The organism is Anabaena sp. PCC 7938 (assembly GCF_049315035.1).
Lineage (GTDB): Bacteria > Cyanobacteriota > Cyanobacteriia > Cyanobacteriales > Nostocaceae > Anabaena > Anabaena cylindrica.
Map to the genome: position 1 here is coordinate 576,455 of NZ_CP186034.1, position 18,033 is coordinate 594,487.

Sequence of the window (18,033 nt, forward strand, 5' to 3'; positions counted from 1 at the left end):
GTACTCCTGACTCCTGACTCCTGACTTCTGCTGTAACATCCGTGGTAAAAACCTGGGAATGTTTTTGTCTGGAAGTTAAACTAGATAATAAAACCGTAATTTCCAGTTATTGCAATTTCTGCTAGAAGAATAGGCATAAAACTAGATATCAGCTTATGCCAAAGAATAAAAGGGTAAATATTATGACAAATTTTGGGAAAAAGACATTGAGGAAACAGCGACCGACAAAGCGCAGTATTTGGACTGGGGCTTTAGCAGCTACTATGATTATGATGCCAGGAATTTTGGGGATGAATCCCGTTTTGGCACAAAAAGCAGAGCGTAATTCCTTAACTTATGGAGAATTGCTCCAAAAAACCGAGCAAGGGCAAGTTAGAAAAGTAGAATTGGATGAAACTGAGCAAATAGCTAGAGTTTATCTGGCAGATCAAAAACCAGATGCACCACCAATACCAGTGCGACTTTTAGATCAAAACTCTGAGTTAATTAATAGACTCAAGGAAAAAAACGTTGATTTTGGTGAGGTTTCCTCTGCTAATAGTAGGGCTGCTGTAGGGTTGTTGATTAATCTGATGTGGATTTTACCACTGGTAGCTTTAATGCTGTTATTCCTGCGTCGTTCTTCTAATGCTTCTAACCAAGCGATGAATTTCGGTAAATCCCGCGCTCGTTTCCAAATGGAAGCGAAAACTGGGGTGAAATTTGATGAAGTGGCTGGTGTGGAAGAAGCGAAAGAAGAACTGCAAGAAGTTGTGACTTTCCTCAAACAGCCAGAAAGATTTACTGCTGTTGGCGCTCGGATTCCCAAGGGTGTGCTGTTAATTGGCCCTCCTGGTACTGGTAAAACTTTACTAGCAAAAGCGATCGCAGGTGAAGCTGGTGTACCATTCTTTTCTATATCTGGTTCTGAGTTTGTAGAAATGTTTGTGGGTGTGGGTGCTTCCCGTGTCCGCGACTTGTTCAAGAAAGCTAAAGACAATGCTCCTTGTATCATCTTTATTGATGAAATCGACGCAGTAGGTCGTCAACGAGGTGCAGGTATCGGTGGTGGAAATGATGAAAGAGAACAAACCCTCAACCAGCTATTAACCGAAATGGATGGTTTTGAAGGCAATACAGGCATCATTATTATTGCTGCTACCAACCGTCCTGATGTATTGGATTCGGCGTTATTGCGTCCCGGTCGTTTTGATAGACAAATAACTGTTGATGCGCCCGACATTAAAGGACGTTTGGAGATATTGCAAGTCCATGCTAAAAACAAGAAATTAGATCCTAGTGTATCCTTAGATGCGATCGCACGTCGCACTCCTGGATTCACCGGCGCAGATTTAGCCAACCTCCTCAACGAAGCCGCGATTCTCACCGCTAGAAGGCGCAAAGAAACCATCACTATCTCAGAAATAGATGATGCAGTAGATCGAGTTGTGGCTGGAATGGAAGGTGCAGCTTTAGTAGATAGCAAAAACAAGCGTTTAATTGCTTACCATGAAGTTGGACACGCCTTAGTAGGTACTTTAATCAAAGACCATGACCCAGTACAAAAAGTTACTCTCATCCCCAGAGGACAAGCCTTAGGTTTAACTTGGTTTACACCCAATGAAGAACAAGGTTTAATTTCCCGTTCCCAAATCCTAGCGCGGATTATAGCTGCTTTAGGTGGTCGGGCTGCGGAAGAAATTGTTTTTGGTAAAGCTGAAGTAACAACAGGTGCAGGAAATGACTTACAACAAGTCACAAGCATGGCACGACAAATGGTAACGCGGTTTGGGATGTCTGATTTGGGTCCATTGTCCTTGGAAAGTCCAAATCAGGAAGTATTTTTGGGACGTGACTGGGGGAATAAATCAGAATATTCTGAAGAAATTGCCGCTAAGATTGATACTCAAGTCCGGGAAATTGTTAATAGTGGCTATATCAAAGCGAAAGAACTGTTACAAGAAAACCGCCCAGTGTTAGAGCGTTTAGTTGATTTATTAGCAGAACAGGAAACAATTGATGGGGATTTATTCCGCCAGATTGTAGAAGAAAATACACAGATTCAGGTGACAGATCAAAAATTAGCTGTATCTCGTTAGGTAATTATTAAATGTCAATAGTTTATATTGTATAGACTATTGACCAAATAATTACGAATTACGAATTACGAATTACGAATTATTTTGACTGCTTTTACAAAGATTGTTCAAGAACTTTTTTAAATAGTGGGTTGATATTATCATTAGCTCTGACTTTATCTCGCACCATAACTTCAATAACTGTATAGGACAGATCCCGAAAAAATGCTCTGGAAGAGCCTAGTTCTCCAAAAGTACCCCATTTAAAAGAAATTTCACCAGAGCCAATTATTTTGCTAACTCCTGGTTCTTGAAGTTTTAATTTTGAGCCTTCAAAAACGCTATTTGCATATTCTTCTGGTATTCCAACTCTAACGATATCTAATGATGATGCCAGAGAAGATTTAACTTCCCGTTCAACTTCAGTTGAAACAGCAACTTTTAAAACTAACTTGCCAGAATCATTTGGCTCGAATATAGCACCTAAGCAGCCATATAAAAATCTAGCTCCTAGAGGTGCTAATATCTCAATCATGACTTCTCTTGTAAAAAATGAACTAATTTTGGCATTCTCGTCTATGATTTCTATCCTTTCATTTACTACAGGATAAAAAACAGGTGGAAAATCCCCAGGGAAAGAAAATCCTTCGTCAGTCCAAATACGAGCTTTTCCCGACAAACCTAAATTTAATACTTTTAGCATTAATCAATCCCCCAAGCTTTTCTCCAATTTCTATTGAAATCTTCTGGGTAAGCCTTAATTACTTCTGGATGATAGAAGCTGTATTGTGATACACCATAATGAGCTATAGCCATAGGGTGAGCCGTACCCCAATCATAACCTTTTTCCATAAGTTCAGCTTCTTTTAATTCATGAAAGTAGAAACTAGCATCAGCATCAGAAATTTTTTGTCCTGAGTCTAACGCTTTTTGAAGCCTATCAATCATTTTTATATTGGGTAAGTAAAGAGGAAATCTGCTGATGTGTTTCTTGATCATTTCTAGCTGTTCTCTGTCAACAATATACTCTTGTTCAGTTAAAGTGCCAAAGAAACTTGTATTGGGATTCACAGACAAAAGAAAAACTCTCTTTATAATTCACGAAATACTACTTTTTGAGTATATGCCTAAGTTATGACAAAATCATCAATCCGACGAGATTCTACCAGCCTGGAGATAAAAAATTTCCCAACAGGTCGATTTAGCAGCGAATTACAGCTAAAATGAGACGTTGCAGAAATAAGCCGTGCCATGTTTGATATATTGCCTTTCCGGTTTGAGTTGGATAAAATTGCGATCGCAGGAGCTTGTTTATGGTCTTTGGCTCTATATCTGGCTTTGGCATCAACTAGGGAATGGGTAATTGAGCAATTAAACAGATGGTTTAACTTTGCCGAGCGATCGCTGTATACTAGTCAAACGGAATTTGAAAAAACACGCAAAGCCAGAGAATCGCAAAATGCCTTTTACGCCTCACTGTTTAGCATTATGCCTTTTTTCATCTTTGGTGCTTTATGTAACTGGGGTCTGGAAATCAGTTTAGGCGATAGCTGGGGAATTAGCACCGGCATACTTGCCTGTATGGGTGCAGGAATTTATGAACTCGGACGCAGAGATGGGGAATCTTCTGATTAGACATCTGGTGAAAAGCTACGCTATCAGCAAACCCTAATTAGAAAATATCAAATATTCTATGTTGAAACTACTCAAATACCTCAGTATTTGTTTCATTAGTGCCTGTTTGCTATTTGCTTGTCATGTTTGGACACCGACCGAATTTAAACGCCCTCCCTTGAAAATACCATTTGGATTTTTTGTTGGGGAGTATCCAGGTATCATTGCTCAAGAAAAAGGATTCTTCAAAGCCCAAGGGGTAGATGTAGAACTAATTCATAAACCATACATCCAATTGGAACAAGGAAATTTCAGTGCGGGTAAGTATGATGGTGCTATATCTTCTTTGGGAAGTTTTATCATCTTGAGTGCCACAATTCCAGATATACAAAGCGTGATGGTTGTAGATGAATCAACAGGAGCAGATGTAGTAGTCGCCCAATCACAAATTAGAACCGTTGCTGACTTGAAAGGGAAAAAACTGGGTACAAATCTAGGCGGTTTTAGCGAAGTTTTTGTAACTGAAATGTTGAAAACTGCCAACTTAACCAGCGATGATGTGAACTTGGTTAAATTAGAGGCTTCAGAAATTCCCCAGCGTCTGAAAAATAATACTATTCAAGCCGGACATACTTGGCAACCCCATCTTTCTGAAGCTATGAAATCAGGGGGACATATCCTATTTACCAGCAAACAAACCCCTTACTTGATTTTAGATATGATTGTCTTTCGTGGTGAGATAATCCGCGATCGCCCCGAAGATGTTCGTGCATTCGTACGAGGATGGCTGCAAGCAGTAAACTACTGGAAAGCAAATATTCAGGAAGGAAATGCGATCGTCAGCAAAGTCTTAAAAATTCCTAGTAATACAATCTCTCTGGAGGGAGTAAACCTAACTGATTTAGATGAAAACCAAAAATTCTTTCAATCTAGCAACCCTAACTCCATCTACAAAAATGCCAAGATATATGCAGACTTTTTTATTCGCACTGGAAACGTGACGCGCATTCCTGAGCTAAAAAGTTTGTTCAATTCTGACTTTTTAAAGCCACCAGATTAGTTTACAGCCATGCAGCATTCCCTTTTGGGTAGCATCCGTACAAAGTTGATCGTCTCGTTTCTCATTGTTGCTTTGATTCCGTTACTGTTATTGACATTTATCAACAAACAGACTACTGAAAAAGCACTAGCTGACAACGCTCGACAAGCCCTATCTATGGCGGCTAACGAAACTGCTAACAGAATAGATGCTTTTATTGATGGAAATCTCAATTCCGTGCGCGTAGAGGCGATTTTACCAGGTTTTGCACGCTACCTCAGCCTCACTCCAAAACAGCGAGATGACAGCCCCGAAATGCAACTGGCGACAGAAACATTAATCCGTCTCAGTCGCAAAGATATGGTCAATGTTCTCTCCTATGCTTTGCTCAATTTAAATGGGAAAAATGTATTGGATACATATACACCGAACGTTAGCAAAGATGAATCTGGTCAAGATTATTTTAAAGAACCCCTGCAAACTGGGTTATCCTTTGTTTCTAGCATGAAGCAGTCATCGACAATTCCTGATCTTCTTACCTTCTTTTTTAGCAGTCCGGTTCGCAATGCCAAAGGAGATATATTGGGTGTATTGCGTGTTTCATACAATGCGACTGTTGTTCAGCAGTTAGTAACTCGACAAACTGAACGGGCTGGGGCAAAATCTTTTGCTATTCTTTTAGATGAAAATAATATTTATCTGGCACATAGCACTGCACCACAATTGCTTTTTAAATCAATTGTACCTCTACCTTTGGATATTGTAACTCGATTACAAAAAGCAGAACGTTTGCCTAATTCTCCTGTTAAAGAATTGGCAACTAATGAGTTTAAACTTAAACAAGCATTGGATGGTAAACAATCATATTTAATTACATCGTTGTCAGGAACAGGTAATCAGGTTAATTTGATTACGATTGCTCATTTAAAATATAAGCCTTGGTCTGTCTTGTTTGCACAGCCCATTAGTATTGCCCTAGCACCTGTAGAAAAGCAAATCCATGATGCAATGTTTCTATTTGCATTGATCGCTTCAGTAGTAACAATTATCGCTTTTGCTATTGGGCAACTGATAACAAAGCCAATAATTTACCTTACTAATATAGTTTTCCAATTTACCGCAGGTAATTTAGATATCCGCGTCGAAATGAACTCAAAAGATGAAATAGGTCAACTGGCAAAATCTTTTAATAATATGGCACTGCAATTACAAACATCTTTGGAAACTTTGGAACAACGGGTACAGGAGAGAACAGCAGAGTTAATCATTGCTAAAGAAAAAGCAGAAGATGCAAATCAGAAACTAGAAAAATTGGTAAATTTAGATAGCTTGACTCAGGTAGCTAACCGTCGTTGCTTCGACGGACGACTCCAAGCGGAATGGAACCGCCTTAAACGAGAACGACAACCCTTGTCACTAATTTTATTTGACGTTGATAAATTCAAACTTTACAACGACTATTATGGTCATTTTGGAGGCGATGATTGCCTCATCAGAATAGCGCAAACAGTGCAAAAGATAGTTAATCGTCCTGCTGATCTAGTAGCGCGTTATGGAGGAGAAGAATTTTCAGTACTTCTCCCCAATACTGACTTAGTAGAAGCGATTAAAGTAGCACAAAGTATTCAACAAGCAATTCACGATCAGGCCATTCCCCATGCAAAGTCTGATGTCAAGGACATCGTTACACTTAGTTTAGGTATTGCTTCTTTAATACCCACTTGTGACATCAAGCCAGATACACTTATCACTTCAGCCGATAAAGCACTGTACAATGCTAAACGTCAGGGGCGCGATCGCTATTGTTACTCATTTGAATCATAGGTCTATTCCTATTCTCTATTCTCCAGATCTCCGACTTCACCAGATAAATTTATTATTTATGGACACAATAAACAAAAGAAGTCAGGGATTTTATCGCCTCACCTGAATTCTGACAATAAAAGTTAAATAAGGTGGGAAAAACCCACCCCACAAAACATAACTCAAAACATAAATTAAGCCGTGCGGAAACGGGCTAATTCTTCCCCAGTTTTGGCATCATGGGCGTGAACAGTACACACCAAACAAGAATCAAAAGAACGGGCTACATGACCTACTTCTACAGGGTCTGTAGGGTCTTGAATAGGTGTTCCTATTAACGCTTGTTCAATGGGGCCGCGTTGTCCTGCACCGTCACGGGGGCCAATATTCCAAGTACCGGGGGCAATAACTTGGTATTGTTTAATTTTGCCTTTTTCAATTTCTACCCAGTGACACAATGCACCTCTAGCCGCTTCCGTTGCACCCCAACCTTTACCGTCTTTTTCTTGGGGTTTGATATACCAGGGGTCATTTAATTTAAATTCCCGTAAACAGCGTTCGGCCTGACGATATAATTTAACAAGTTCATGAACTCGTGCTAGTTGGCGGACGTGAACACTTGCACCACCCATTTTTTTGAAGGTGTCGAGAATAAAGGGGTCGTAGTGTTGCCAAGATTCGCCATGTGTGCCACCTGCGACTAATTGACGGGCTAAGGGGCCAGCTTCTAAGCGTCCTAAATCTTGGTGAAGGACTGCACTAGACCAGGAATATGCACCTTCAAAGTCTTTATTATTGTTGGCAATAGGGTTTGTAGTGCGATCGCTCGGATGCCAATCTTCCGTACCCTCATCATACCAAGAATGGGTTAAATTCTCACGGGCAAAAGATTGATCCATCAAAGCATGAGTATCACTGAAGCTATCGTAAACACCACTTTTCATAATTACAGCAGCGTTACGTCCCTCAATAGTGGGTTTATTATATTTATCCTCATGGGGAATATAACCCCAAGTCACATATTTACCCACACCAGCACCATATCTATCCAAACCGATATCCAAACCCATGCGCCAGTATAAACCTAAATCAGATTCTCGGTGTTTGATATCTTCATTTAACCACTTTTGGAAATCTTCATAAGATTGAATTTCTTCATATCTTTCTAAAGAACAACCTAACCAAACTGGTTCTAACCAATTGGTGCGGAAATATTCAAGAATTGCCCAGGCGCGGGTAATGTCAGTTAAAGTGGGGGCGCACATCACACCACCAGGCACCATATAACTGCAATGACAACAGGTGATATGCTGTAAATGTTCCTGAGTAACTTATTTTATCAGGTAATTTTGCTCGGTAAGAACATTTTATTTTCACCATTTCAGTTTATAAATAAGGGAATATTTAGGGAATGAGCGGACAAAATCAGGGTAATTGCGAGGAGACATATTCCACATCTACACAGGAATATGCAAATGCAGACTCAAGGGACTGGTTCGCAGATATGTTTGCAGACTTTGAGCCGCAGAACACCACAGATGGTAGCTATAGGGGAACAATGGCGAAAATAAAAGCAACGGAATTACAGTATCAAGCAGTTTTTGAACAGAAGTTAGTCGAAGCTAATACTAATTTAAAAAGGGAGAGAATAAGAGTTACCATTAAACAAACTGGCAATTCTCTCCAATTACGAGCTACCCTACCATTAAAACCAGGAGATTACAGTTTAGGTAAGACAAAAAAGCAGTATGATTTATCTCTAGGAATACCCGCAAATTTAGAGGGATTAAAAACTGCCATTGAGGAAAGTTATGAGTTGGGTAAATTAATTGCTCGTCATACTTTCGAGTGGAATGAGAAGTATTTAGGAATTAAATCGAGAGAGAAGCAAGAGATCAAAACAATTGGGGAATTATTAGATACATTTGATGAAAAATATTATCAAACCCGTCAGAAAACTATCACCAGTCAAAATACTTTTGCTAATTATATATCTGTCATTAAAAGAAACTTAACTCTCACCCATTTAGCCACAAAAGAAAATTTTGAAGAAGTTATTAATTCATTTCAGGGTAATAAAAAAAATGAACTAATAGCTGTAACTTCTGTTTTGATTAAAACCTTTAATTTAGGATTTCAACTCGATGTCAAACGAGATCATGTCACTCCTGCTTATCGAGAAATACCTGATGATGAAAAAATCATATCTGCTTTTGACCTCTTTGAAAAATTCGCCCTCAACCGCAAAAATACAAACATTAGTGATGAAATAGACACTTGGGAAATGTGGCGTTGGGTATATGGAATGTTGGCGACCTTTGGGTTAAGACCAAGGGAATTATTTGTCCAACCAGATATTAATTGGTGGATGTCTCCCCAAAATATAGACCATACTTGGAAGGTGAATAAAAATACCAAAACTGGATATCGAGAAGTTATTCCTTTCGTACCTGAATGGATAGAGTTATTTGATTTACATAATCCCAAACCATTAAAGATTTTAGAACAAAAGGTGGCAAAAATTGCATCTGTACAAAATATTAATTGGATGCGGAGAGATATATCCAGATGGTTTAGAAAGGTGGGAATTGAGTTTCAACCCTATGATTTGCGTCATGGTTGTGCAATTCGAGCGCATCTTCAGGGAATACCGATTAAAGCCGCAGCAGATAATTTAGGTCATACTGTTGATGAACATACAAAAACATATCAAAGATGGTTTGGGATTGAAAATCGGAAAAAAGCCTTTGGTGAGGTAATTAGTCAAAAGTCGTTAATTGAGTTGCAGAAAAATGAAATTTTGGCGTTAAGGATGGAGAATGAAAGGTTAAGGTTGGAGGTGGAAAGGTTTAAATTCTCGAAAAATGTCTAACAATCCAGATCACTGCAAATAGCTTTTCCACCACGGTAAAAACATCCTGAAAATTCTGTCTAATCTCCTAATTAGGATGTTATACGGAAAATTTCTGGATATCAGCGATAAATATACTGAAAAACTCGTACTTACGTGCAAAATCGCGTAGATATACCGAATTATTCCGTCTATTACCCGGAGAAGGATAATAGCCAGAAAATTTATTGCTATCCACCCAGATTTAGGTAGTTATCTGGAAATTTTCTGTATAATAAGCGGATATTGACGATATACGGAAAAGTTCTTGATATTATGACTAAATTACCTGTAATGCTTTATTTGACTGGATAGTTTGCCGTGATAGGCGGAAACTTCCCGTATAATAAATAGTTAGCTTTCATCTTGATCTGTATTTGCATTAGATGAAGAGAATTGTGGCTATGTAAGTAGTACTAACGGAATTTTGCAGTTTTCAAGTACAAATGGAGGAGTATGCAGTGTCATCTAGCTTAAAAACAGAACAAAGCCTTGGAGTTGAGCAGCGAATAGTATCTGACAATGGGCGTTATCAGCTTGTTCTACAAAGTGATGGAAATTTAGTACTATACGGACTTGAAGGTCGAGTACCTGGCGGAGCAACATGGGCAACTGGAACAGATGGGCAGGGTGGAACTTTAGCAGTTCTGCAAAGTGATGGAAATTTTGTTCTGTATGGACCTCGTGGACGAGTACCTGGCGGAGCATTATGGGGATCTGGAACAGATGGGCAAGATGTCACATCGCTTGTTATGCAAAATGATGGAAACCGTTGTTCTCTACAGGCGGGATGGAAGTGCAGCATGGGCAACTGATACAGTGGAACCACCGCCGCCACCACCAAAACAAGCATACTGCTGCAACGTCTTTAAAGCCGATGGTAGAACCAGAGCCTGGCAAAAAACCCTGTATTCTTCTAGTGAAGCAGAAGCTTATACTGAGTGTTTACGATTGAAGGATTATGTTCTTGGTCCTGACCAGCCAGGAGGTATTGGATTTGGTAGGGGAGTCTGTTCATCAGGTGAATTGAAAAAGCCAGAGATGCTTCTGGAGAATGTTGATCCTGCCCTGCCAGAGTGCGATCGCTGATCTTGTAGTGCGATAGCGAAGCACTCCGTAGGAATCGCTCAAAATCCATTTTCTTGTGCTTCGTTAACTGGGATTAACTGCGATCTCATGGGTAAGCGATCGCTCAACTTCCTTTTTTGTACTTCTTTAACTGCGATTAATGCGATCGCTGATATTGGGTTAGTGCGATCGCTCAAAATCCATTGTCTTGCGCTTCCTTAACTGGGATTAACTGCGATCCATTGTCTTGTGATTCTTTAACTGTGATTAACTGCAATCTTATGGGTAAGCGATCGCTCAATTTCTATTTTGTTGTACTTCCTTGATCATGATTGAACTTGAAAATACAGATATAATTATAATTTAGAAATCACAGTTATTTAACTGAATTTGTTATGGCATTAACATCACCTATTATTCATAGTGACCCTGATATTCTAGGGGGAACACCTGTTTTTGTGGGAACTCGTGTACCAATAAAAACCTTGCTTGACTACCTTGAAGCTGGCGATTCATTAGACGTATTTCTAGACCACTTTCCTAGTGTTACACATAAACAAGCGATCGCGGCTCTTGAATTAGCAAAGGAAATGCTAACAGCTTATGCGAATCCTGCTTGATGAATGCGCTCCACGTCCCTTAAAGCGTCAACTTGCCGAATATGACATCAAAACAGTTGTGGAGATGGGATGGTCAGGAAAAAAGAACGGTGAATTACTACAACTCATGAGTCAAGAGGGCTTCACGATTCTGCTCACTACAGATCAAAATTTACGCTATCAGCAAAACTTACAGCAAGCGGGAGTGGCAGTTGTTGTTCTTGTAGCGCAGAGTAATAAACTTGCTGATTTACTTCCTTTGTTGCCAGATGCTCGTAAAGTTTTAAATACAATTGTTCCGGGAGCAGTAGTTGAAGTTGGTGGTTCGTGATAGAGATCGCTCAAAATCCATTATGTTGTCCTTCCTTAACTGTGATTAAGCGCGATCTCATGGGTAAGTGATCGCTAGTTGTGGTTTAAGTGCGATAGCGCAAGCGCTGACTTGTCAGTTCGCTCAAAATCCATTATCTTGTGCTTCCTTAACTACTATTAACTGCGATCGCTAACATTGGGTTAATGCGATAGCGCAAGCGCTGACTTGTCAGTTCGCTCAAAATCCATTGTCTTGCGCTTCCTTAACTGGGATTAACTGCGATCCATTGTCTTGTGATTCTTTAACTGTGATTAACTGCGATCTTATGGGTAAGCGATCGCACAAAATCCATTGTCTTGTGCTTCCTTAACTGTGATTAATGCGATCGCACAAAATCCATTTTTTTGTGCTTTATTAACTGTGATTAATTGCGATCTCATGGGTAAGCGATCGCTGCTGATAAAAAATTTTGAATAGTTGTGAAAATTGCTCTATATTATTAGAATTGTAAGAAAATTTCTACTTAATAAAGTCTCTTTTGTTTGAATACGATAAACGCTATTACAATTTATAAAGCCACTCAAAAAGGCAAAGGGCAAAATCTTGTAGAACGAGGATTTCATCCTGATGATTTTCCCTACCATCCTCCAACTGCTGACGGCAAATGCTATTTTGCAGCACCGAATAGTAGGAGTCTAGCTGAAGAGTATCATCGGTATTACAAAGATGGGATTTTAGAAGTTACAATAGACTCAGAAATCTATGAACAATATTTCAAACCCCTGGAAAAACACCTATCAAGGCACAAAACAATTAGAATTACCAGTTCCTCATGACTTGTTTCCTATTCTCAACCAATATCCAAGAGTCTTAAAACCAAGGTAGCGATATGAGCAATCAATTTTGGCAAAAAATCAAATCTAAATATCGGTTAGGTGAACTGATTCACGGTACTGTCGAATATCATGCACCATTTGGGATTTTTGTTAGTTTAGATGATGAAGTAGTGAAGGGTCTTGTTCAGATTACTGATTTTGTTGATAGTGGAGATATGACTCCAGAAATGTATCCAGATATTGGTTCACCTATTGGGGCTGTTGTTGTTGGGTATACTGAAGATGATCGCCATCAAATTTGGTTGAGTGTCAAGCCCAGTGTCTTGCAGAAAGCATTGGTACATCTCAAAATTCCCGCAACAAGCGATCGATCATCAGCAGCATAACGATCTAAATATACACCAACCACCAAGAGGTTATTAAATATCTTGGAGAAAAGCGATTCCTGCGGAGTGCTTCCTTAACTGGGATTAACTGCGATCTCATGGGTAAGCACTGACTTGTCAGTTCGCTAATATTGAGTTAGTGCGATCGTTTTTTGCTAAAGTATAATCAGGGAAACAGCAAAATCAGATTATGAACTTAGATACAATTCAACAAGATATTGCGTCTCTTCCTCCCGATGCACAACAAATCATAGTCGAACTCGTAGAAGTCCTGAAAAAACGCTACCTTCAGAATCAACACGAATCTTCAGAAAATTCCTTGCAAGACTGGTCAGACTTTATCGGTTGCATAGAAGCTGAAACAGACCTCTCTAAAAACTATAAAAACTACTTAGACCGTCAAAAAACGATTTCAAGATTTAGCTAATCAGCAATTTATTACAACCTGGTGTGTCGTTACAGAAACTTGCTATTTATTACAAAAAAGAGTAGGAGTAGATGCTCCAAAAATCTTTATTAATAAAATTTCTACAGGAAAGCTACAAATCTTTGATCTCAAACAACATCATTGCCAGCGTATTGAAGAACTGATGGAAAAATATAAAGATTTACCGATGGATTTAGCTGATGCCTCTCTCGTTATCCTGGCAGAAGAATTAGGTCATGGACAAATTTTATCGGTTGATTATCGGGACTTTAACACCTATCGTTGGAAAAATACAGAACCGTTCAATAACCTCTTTCATGAATTTTTATGACTTAGTGCGATAGCTGCGATTGCCGATCTTGTGGGGTGCGTTAATGGAATTTAACGTACCTTATTACTTGAACGCAGTTCCTTATAGTGTGATTATGAGAGGGCAAGTAATTTTGCTCCTCCATGCAAAGTTATAATGTGATTGAAGTCAAAAAACTATAATCCGATATGTCAACCATTGAACAAATTGAAGCAGCTATTCTAACGCTTCCACCAGAACAATTTCAGCGACTTCGGCAATGGATATTAGACATAGATTACCAACATTGGGACGAGCAGCTAGAACAAGACATCGCAGACGGCAAACTGGAGGCTTTAGCAGAAGAAGCGATCGCTGAGTTTAAAGCGGGACATTGCCGAGAACTCTGATGCACTACACAACGAGAAGATTTTGGAAGTGCTATGATGATTTGCCCCCTCAAGTTCAGGAAACAGCAGATCAGTGTTACGAACTTTTGAAAGCTGATCCATCTCATCCATCATTACACTTCAAGAAGATTGGTAAAAAATACTGGTCAGTTCGAGCAGGATTAGACTATCGGGCTTTAGGAGTTGAGGTAGAAAGCGGTATTTCTTGGTTTTGGATCGGAACTCACGCAGAATATGACAAGCTCATTGGTAAGCTTTAACCAGCAGTCCAGCCAATCTTGTAGGGTGCATTAATGGAATGAATGTAATGCACCTGATAATTTCACCGTTAAACATCTTTGAGAAGTGCGATAGCGCAAGCGCTGCTGCAAGCAGTTCGCTCAATTTCCATATTCTTGTGCTTCCTGAACTACTATGAAGTGCGATGCCTACGGCGAGCGAAGCTATCGCTAGTTCTGGTTTAAGTGCGATAGCGCAAGCGCTGACTTGTCAGTTCGCTCAAAATCCACTTTCTTGTGATTCTTTAACTGTGATTAACTGCGATCTCATGGGTAAGCGATCGCTCAAATTTTATTATCTTGTCTTGCGCGATAGCGAAGCGCTGCTGCAAGCAGTTCGCAATATTTCTAGTTTACAATATCAGCGATCGCAATTTGAAGGTTTCTTGAGAATTGAGTTGACGTTTTCCGTCTAATATGTCTAATATTGTTTGTTCTTGCTCAAAAATCCCTAAAAAATCTCGTATTTCTAAATTATAGTCTTCCATTAATGTTTGTAATAATTCTCCATCAGTTAATTTAGGGAATTGTTCATTTTTTTCTTCATAGTCATAAACTAACATTCCTAATACATTTATATAATCTCGATCATCTTGGCTAAGATTTTTTTGATCTAATATTGTATTAATTCTTTGTTGAGTGATACTTAATTCAAGATCATTTGTAATAGGACGAGGTGCAAATTCTGTAATTAAACTGAGGTAATAAGGGCTAGGGATTGTTAAACCATTCATCATTTTTCCAATTCTCCTTATCATAGTCTGCGTGGATTAAAACATCACGAATAAAAATGATTTGTGCCTGATAGTCAATGTAAGTAATTAACCGATAATTATTACCACTAATATTAAAAACGGTGAAGTTACCAACTAAATCAGCAGAGGGAAATAGTTGACGTAATTGAGCAAAGTTCTCAATGGAAGACTTAGTTATTCTGTCATACCATAATAATAAGCTATTTTTAGCTGTTGAGTGTTTTTCCCAAAATTCTCGTAAACTCCTCCGACTAATTACTCGCATGGGTTTAAAAATCAAAGTTTATATTTTATAATAGCTGATTCAGATACGGTGCATCGCCTAACAAGATCGGCGATTACTAGGTCGCGCTTGGCGATCGCTCAGTATCCATTTCCTTGTACTTCCTTAACTGCGATCGCTAATATTGGTTAATGCGATAGCGCAAGCGCTGACTTGTCAGTTCGCTCAATATCCATTTCCTTGTACTTCCTTAACTATTATTAAATGCGATCGCTAATATTGGCGCTCAATTTCCATTTTCTTGATCAACCAGGAGGAAATTTAACTTAAATAGAAATATGGGGACTTGATTAACTGATGTAAAAAACAAAGGAGGCTTTATGAAAGCTGTTGAGTTAGCAGGGACAGTAAACACAAATGGGCAGATTAATTTAGACCAAGCATTAACATTGCCTTACGGCAGTCGTGTTAAGGTTATTGTCTTATTACCTGAGTTGATTGATCAGGTAGACGGTGATCAGGAGATATTCCAACCAATAAGCCTAAACAACCCTAAACTAATTGATACATTAAAAATGCGGACTTTGATTGAGACAAGCTTAACTGATATGGCAAACGATCCAGAGATCCAAAGAGAGATAGGTCTAATTAATGCTGAGTTTGAAATCTCTGAACTGGATGGAATAGAAAGGTTGTGAGCGTTCAGCGATCTGAAATTTACTTCGTCAATCTTAATCCAGTTCAAGGTAGAGAACAAGCAGGAGAGCGTCCTGTTTTAGTGCTTTCTGTAGATGCTATCAATCAATTACCATTAGTCGTTACAGTAGTTGTTGGTACAAAAGGAACAAATATCACCAAAAACTACCCAACAAATGTGAGGTGTTCACCTGAAGAAACTGGATTGTCAATAGAGACAGTATTTCTTTGCTTTCAAATTCGTTCACTTGATTTAAAGCGTTTTCCTAGCCAGCCCTCTGGTAAACTCTCAGATGCTAAAATGCAGGACATAGAAACCGTAGTTCGCTATTGTTTGGGACTTTAGTGCGATAGCGAAGCGCTGCTGCAAGCAGATCGCTGATGTTGTAGTTACTGTCTTGATTATCAAGTGATAAAATAAAAAAAGGAATAACAACTACTCACCCCAAGAACATCTTTTAGACTGCACGGTATCGGAAGAGAAAAAATAATGGCTGAACTCAAACTAAGATCAAAAGATCCAGATTCCCTCAGACGAATTATTGAAAGTGCTTTATCAGAAAGATTACAAAGTGTAATAGCAGGAATAAAAAGAACAGAAGAACGAATTATAGAATTGGAAACCAAGTATCAATTATCAACAAAGGAATTTATAAACCGTTTTAATAATGATGAATTATCCCATAATTTTGATTTTGATGAATGGATTGGCGAATCTCGAATGTTGACACATTTACAACAAATGAAAGAGTCTATAGAGGAGATTGTTTTTGTTAATTGAAGATTATTTTCAGCAGATTCAGCTTTTAATTGAATCTTCAGAAATTGTCAAAATATTCAAGATTGAAAGTGAAAAAAGAGGAATATATGAAGGCTTGATCAGAGGAAAAATTGATTTTCAAGATAATTCTTTGCTGCATTTACGAGAATTTGTCTATGTTGAAGTCTCCATAGATCGAAAAATGTATAGTTATCAATATATGAATTCAGAAAATAACCTAATTTTTCGTTATGACAATACTGAACATCATCGAAAATTAAATCTCCCTACTTTTCCTCATCATAAACATGATGGCAGTGAGAATAATGTGATTAAATCAGATGCTCCTTTTTTAGATGAGGTACTCAATGAGGTTAAAAAAATATTAGGATAGTGCGATCGCTAATATTGGGGAAATGCGATAGCGCAAGCGCTGACTTGTCAGTTCGCTCAAAATCCATTATCTTGTGCTTCCTTAACTGGGATTAACTGCGATTCCTACGGAGCGCTTCGCTATCGCCCAAGGCATCACTAGGTTAACATGAGATAGCGATCGTATCCTTTCACCAACCCTCAAACGAGGAGATTCTCAAATGCCATTGGTTGAACTCATGTCACAAATCCAGACATTGCCCAAAATTGATAAGCTTCGGCTGATGCAGTTTCTCGCCACAGAACTGGTAAAAGAAGAAGATGCAAACTTCTTTGTTGCAAATCAAGAGTATCCAGTCTGGTCGCCCTACAATTGCTCTGAGGCTGCCAATATTTTGATGAATCTTCTGGCGACAAAGCAACAAGAAAAGAATGGTTGACGCTCAAAGATTTCCCTACAAAATTATTGACAGTAGCCTGGGCATGGTGGATAGAATGCCCCATCTGCCTTTGACCCTCGGTTATAACGGTCATTCCTTGAAGGTTGAAGGCTTATTGGACACAGGCGCAAGTGTGAATGTTTTGCCCTACGAAATAGGAAAGCAACTAGGTTTTATCTGGGAGAATGAGACACTCTCGGTTATATTAGCAGGAAATTTGGCTCAATTTGAAGCCCGCGCAGTTGTTGTTGATGCTCAAGTCGGTTCATTCCCAACTATTAACCTGGCATTTGCCTGGACACAAGCAACCAATGTGCCTTAGATCTTGGGACAGGCTAATTTCTTCTTTGAGTTTGATGTCTGCTTCTTCCGTGCGCGTTCTGAGTTTGAAATTCGCCCCAAGCGGGTTGACTAAAACTGGACATTCACTGTTAAACATCTTTGATAAAAGTGATTTCTATGTCGCGCTTTGCGATCGCTCAAAATCCATTTTCTTGTGTTTCCTGAACTATTACCTGAACTATTATTAATTGCGATTCCTACGGAGTGCTTCGCTATCGCTCATTACTGTAGGCTGAATGGAGTAGCGGAGAGATATATACAGATGGTTTAGAAGGGTGGGAATTGACTTTCAACCTTATGATTTACGCCATGCTTGTGCAATTAGAGCGCATCTTCAGGGAATACCAATAAAAGCCGCAGCAGACAATTTAGGTCATACAAAGGAATATACGGAAAAATTCTGCATAACACGCCAATAGGGATATTATCTAGAAAA

Annotated in this window: 27 protein-coding genes and 2 pseudogenes; 23 read left to right on the forward strand and 6 right to left on the reverse strand. The window is 39.0% G+C overall.

Annotated elements, in window-relative coordinates; all coding sequences use genetic code 11:
* Positions 1 to 182 precede the first annotated feature (182 nt).
* On the forward strand, positions 183 to 2,078 hold the full coding sequence (gene ftsH / locus ACOWPH_RS02805; protein ID WP_015213897.1) for an ATP-dependent zinc metalloprotease FtsH: 1,896 nt from the start codon (positions 183 to 185) through the stop codon (positions 2,076 to 2,078).
* 94 nt (positions 2,079 to 2,172) lie between these two features.
* On the opposite strand, the gene ACOWPH_RS02810 is transcribed toward ftsH, so the two are convergent.
* The gene (locus ACOWPH_RS02810; protein ID WP_015213898.1) at positions 2,173 to 2,760 is read right to left on the reverse strand and encodes a hypothetical protein; all 588 of its coding nucleotides are present in this window, start codon (positions 2,758 to 2,760) and stop codon (positions 2,173 to 2,175) included.
* The gene (locus ACOWPH_RS02815) at positions 2,760 to 3,134 is read right to left on the reverse strand and encodes a hypothetical protein (RefSeq protein WP_242043200.1); all 375 of its coding nucleotides are present in this window, start codon (positions 3,132 to 3,134) and stop codon (positions 2,760 to 2,762) included. Before ACOWPH_RS02815 ends, ACOWPH_RS02810 begins: the two co-directional genes overlap by 1 nt.
* Before the next feature lie 174 nt (positions 3,135 to 3,308).
* Here ACOWPH_RS02815 and ACOWPH_RS02820 point away from each other — a divergent pair, with 174 nt between their 5' ends.
* From ACOWPH_RS02820 to ACOWPH_RS02830, 3 genes are read left to right on the forward strand one after another with little or no spacing between them, the layout of a single operon-like run.
* Positions 3,309 to 3,692: a hypothetical protein gene (locus tag ACOWPH_RS02820; protein ID WP_015213900.1), complete on the forward strand. Its 384-nt coding sequence runs from the start codon at positions 3,309 to 3,311 to the stop codon at positions 3,690 to 3,692.
* A 58-nt stretch (positions 3,693 to 3,750) separates the two neighbouring features.
* Positions 3,751 to 4,731 (forward strand): ABC transporter substrate-binding protein, encoded by a 981-nt coding sequence (locus ACOWPH_RS02825; RefSeq protein ID WP_015213901.1) that lies wholly within the window; start codon positions 3,751 to 3,753, stop codon positions 4,729 to 4,731.
* A 9-nt stretch (positions 4,732 to 4,740) separates the two neighbouring features.
* Positions 4,741 to 6,534, forward strand: coding sequence for a diguanylate cyclase domain-containing protein (locus tag ACOWPH_RS02830; RefSeq protein WP_015213902.1), 1,794 nt, complete (start codon positions 4,741 to 4,743; stop codon positions 6,532 to 6,534).
* Positions 6,535 to 6,707: 173 nt separating this feature from the next.
* Here ACOWPH_RS02830 and ACOWPH_RS02835 read toward each other — a convergent pair.
* Positions 6,708 to 7,808: pseudogene (locus tag ACOWPH_RS02835) on the reverse strand (nickel-dependent hydrogenase large subunit); the annotation flags it as partial.
* A gap of 116 nt (positions 7,809 to 7,924) precedes the next feature.
* Here ACOWPH_RS02835 and ACOWPH_RS02840 point away from each other — a divergent pair.
* The 3 genes from ACOWPH_RS02840 (at position 7,925) to ACOWPH_RS02850 (ending at position 10,492) form a co-directional block, all read left to right on the forward strand.
* On the forward strand, positions 7,925 to 9,385 hold the full coding sequence (locus tag ACOWPH_RS02840; protein WP_015213903.1) for a site-specific integrase: 1,461 nt from the start codon (positions 7,925 to 7,927) through the stop codon (positions 9,383 to 9,385).
* Positions 9,386 to 9,864: 479 nt separating this feature from the next.
* Positions 9,865 to 10,218, forward strand: coding sequence for a hypothetical protein (locus ACOWPH_RS02845; protein WP_422665665.1), 354 nt, complete (start codon positions 9,865 to 9,867; stop codon positions 10,216 to 10,218).
* Positions 10,219 to 10,222: 4 nt separating this feature from the next.
* Positions 10,223 to 10,492, forward strand: coding sequence for a hypothetical protein (locus tag ACOWPH_RS02850; protein WP_422665666.1), 270 nt, complete (start codon positions 10,223 to 10,225; stop codon positions 10,490 to 10,492).
* Positions 10,493 to 10,530: 38 nt separating this feature from the next.
* Here ACOWPH_RS02850 and ACOWPH_RS02855 read toward each other — a convergent pair whose 3' ends face one another.
* Positions 10,531 to 10,668, reverse strand: coding sequence for a hypothetical protein (locus ACOWPH_RS02855; protein WP_190645509.1), 138 nt, complete (start codon positions 10,666 to 10,668; stop codon positions 10,531 to 10,533).
* A gap of 198 nt (positions 10,669 to 10,866) precedes the next feature.
* Here ACOWPH_RS02855 and ACOWPH_RS02860 point away from each other — a divergent pair, with 198 nt between their 5' ends.
* The 9 genes from ACOWPH_RS02860 (at position 10,867) to ACOWPH_RS02900 (ending at position 14,425) form a co-directional block, all read left to right on the forward strand.
* The gene (locus ACOWPH_RS02860; RefSeq protein WP_015213905.1) at positions 10,867 to 11,091 is read left to right on the forward strand and encodes a DUF433 domain-containing protein; all 225 of its coding nucleotides are present in this window, start codon (positions 10,867 to 10,869) and stop codon (positions 11,089 to 11,091) included.
* Complete coding sequence (locus tag ACOWPH_RS02865; protein ID WP_015213906.1) at positions 11,075 to 11,401, forward strand: DUF5615 family PIN-like protein; 327 nt, start codon at positions 11,075 to 11,077, stop codon at positions 11,399 to 11,401. Before ACOWPH_RS02860 ends, ACOWPH_RS02865 begins: the two co-directional genes overlap by 17 nt.
* 524 nt (positions 11,402 to 11,925) lie before the next feature.
* Positions 11,926 to 12,219, forward strand: a complete 294-nt coding sequence (locus tag ACOWPH_RS02870; protein WP_422665667.1) for a hypothetical protein — start codon at positions 11,926 to 11,928, stop codon at positions 12,217 to 12,219.
* Between the two features lie 53 nt (positions 12,220 to 12,272).
* Positions 12,273 to 12,605, forward strand: coding sequence for a S1 RNA-binding domain protein (locus tag ACOWPH_RS02875; RefSeq protein WP_015213909.1), 333 nt, complete (start codon positions 12,273 to 12,275; stop codon positions 12,603 to 12,605).
* Positions 12,606 to 12,795: 190 nt separating this feature from the next.
* Positions 12,796 to 13,032, forward strand: coding sequence for a hypothetical protein (locus ACOWPH_RS02880; RefSeq protein ID WP_015213910.1), 237 nt, complete (start codon positions 12,796 to 12,798; stop codon positions 13,030 to 13,032).
* A 163-nt stretch (positions 13,033 to 13,195) separates the two neighbouring features.
* Complete coding sequence (locus tag ACOWPH_RS02885) at positions 13,196 to 13,363, forward strand: hypothetical protein (protein ID WP_242043201.1); 168 nt, start codon at positions 13,196 to 13,198, stop codon at positions 13,361 to 13,363.
* A gap of 167 nt (positions 13,364 to 13,530) precedes the next feature.
* A complete protein-coding gene (locus ACOWPH_RS02890; RefSeq protein WP_015213911.1) occupies positions 13,531 to 13,731 on the forward strand; it encodes a hypothetical protein in 201 nt (66 codons plus the stop codon).
* Complete coding sequence (locus ACOWPH_RS02895; RefSeq protein ID WP_015213912.1) at positions 13,731 to 13,991, forward strand: hypothetical protein; 261 nt, start codon at positions 13,731 to 13,733, stop codon at positions 13,989 to 13,991. Before ACOWPH_RS02890 ends, ACOWPH_RS02895 begins: the two co-directional genes overlap by 1 nt.
* A gap of 164 nt (positions 13,992 to 14,155) precedes the next feature.
* Complete coding sequence (locus tag ACOWPH_RS02900) at positions 14,156 to 14,425, forward strand: hypothetical protein (RefSeq protein WP_015213913.1); 270 nt, start codon at positions 14,156 to 14,158, stop codon at positions 14,423 to 14,425.
* Here ACOWPH_RS02900 and ACOWPH_RS02905 read toward each other — a convergent pair.
* The gene (locus ACOWPH_RS02905; protein WP_015213914.1) at positions 14,363 to 14,746 is read right to left on the reverse strand and encodes a helix-turn-helix domain-containing protein; all 384 of its coding nucleotides are present in this window, start codon (positions 14,744 to 14,746) and stop codon (positions 14,363 to 14,365) included. The two genes, ACOWPH_RS02900 and ACOWPH_RS02905, sit on opposite strands and share 63 nt — an antisense overlap.
* Entirely contained in the window at positions 14,721 to 15,029 is a 309-nt protein-coding gene (locus ACOWPH_RS02910) for a type II toxin-antitoxin system HigB family toxin (RefSeq protein WP_015213915.1), read from the reverse strand. Before ACOWPH_RS02910 ends, ACOWPH_RS02905 begins: the two co-directional genes overlap by 26 nt.
* Before the next feature lie 338 nt (positions 15,030 to 15,367).
* Between ACOWPH_RS02910 and ACOWPH_RS02915 the strand changes: the two genes are divergently transcribed.
* The 7 genes and pseudogenes from ACOWPH_RS02915 to ACOWPH_RS02945 all read left to right on the forward strand — a co-directional run.
* Positions 15,368 to 15,685 (forward strand): hypothetical protein, encoded by a 318-nt coding sequence (locus ACOWPH_RS02915; protein ID WP_015213916.1) that lies wholly within the window; start codon positions 15,368 to 15,370, stop codon positions 15,683 to 15,685.
* Positions 15,682 to 16,029 carry a type II toxin-antitoxin system PemK/MazF family toxin gene (locus ACOWPH_RS02920; protein ID WP_015213917.1) on the forward strand — a complete coding sequence of 116 codons (348 nt, stop codon included), beginning with the start codon at positions 15,682 to 15,684 and terminating at the stop codon, positions 16,027 to 16,029. The genes ACOWPH_RS02915 and ACOWPH_RS02920 overlap by 4 nt, the downstream gene beginning before the upstream one ends.
* Before the next feature lie 144 nt (positions 16,030 to 16,173).
* Positions 16,174 to 16,464, forward strand: a complete 291-nt coding sequence (locus ACOWPH_RS02925) for a hypothetical protein (RefSeq protein ID WP_015213918.1) — start codon at positions 16,174 to 16,176, stop codon at positions 16,462 to 16,464.
* Positions 16,454 to 16,837, forward strand: a complete 384-nt coding sequence (locus ACOWPH_RS02930; protein WP_015213919.1) for a toxin-antitoxin system TumE family protein — start codon at positions 16,454 to 16,456, stop codon at positions 16,835 to 16,837. The genes ACOWPH_RS02925 and ACOWPH_RS02930 overlap by 11 nt, the downstream gene beginning before the upstream one ends.
* A gap of 199 nt (positions 16,838 to 17,036) precedes the next feature.
* Positions 17,037 to 17,255, forward strand: a complete 219-nt coding sequence (locus ACOWPH_RS02935) for a hypothetical protein (RefSeq protein WP_015213920.1) — start codon at positions 17,037 to 17,039, stop codon at positions 17,253 to 17,255.
* On the forward strand, positions 17,248 to 17,577 hold the full coding sequence (locus tag ACOWPH_RS02940) for an aspartyl protease family protein (protein ID WP_171815785.1): 330 nt from the start codon (positions 17,248 to 17,250) through the stop codon (positions 17,575 to 17,577). Before ACOWPH_RS02935 ends, ACOWPH_RS02940 begins: the two co-directional genes overlap by 8 nt.
* A 265-nt stretch (positions 17,578 to 17,842) precedes the next feature.
* Positions 17,843 to 17,998: pseudogene (locus tag ACOWPH_RS02945) on the forward strand (site-specific integrase); the annotation flags it as partial.
* Between the last annotated feature and the right edge of the window lie 35 nt (positions 17,999 to 18,033).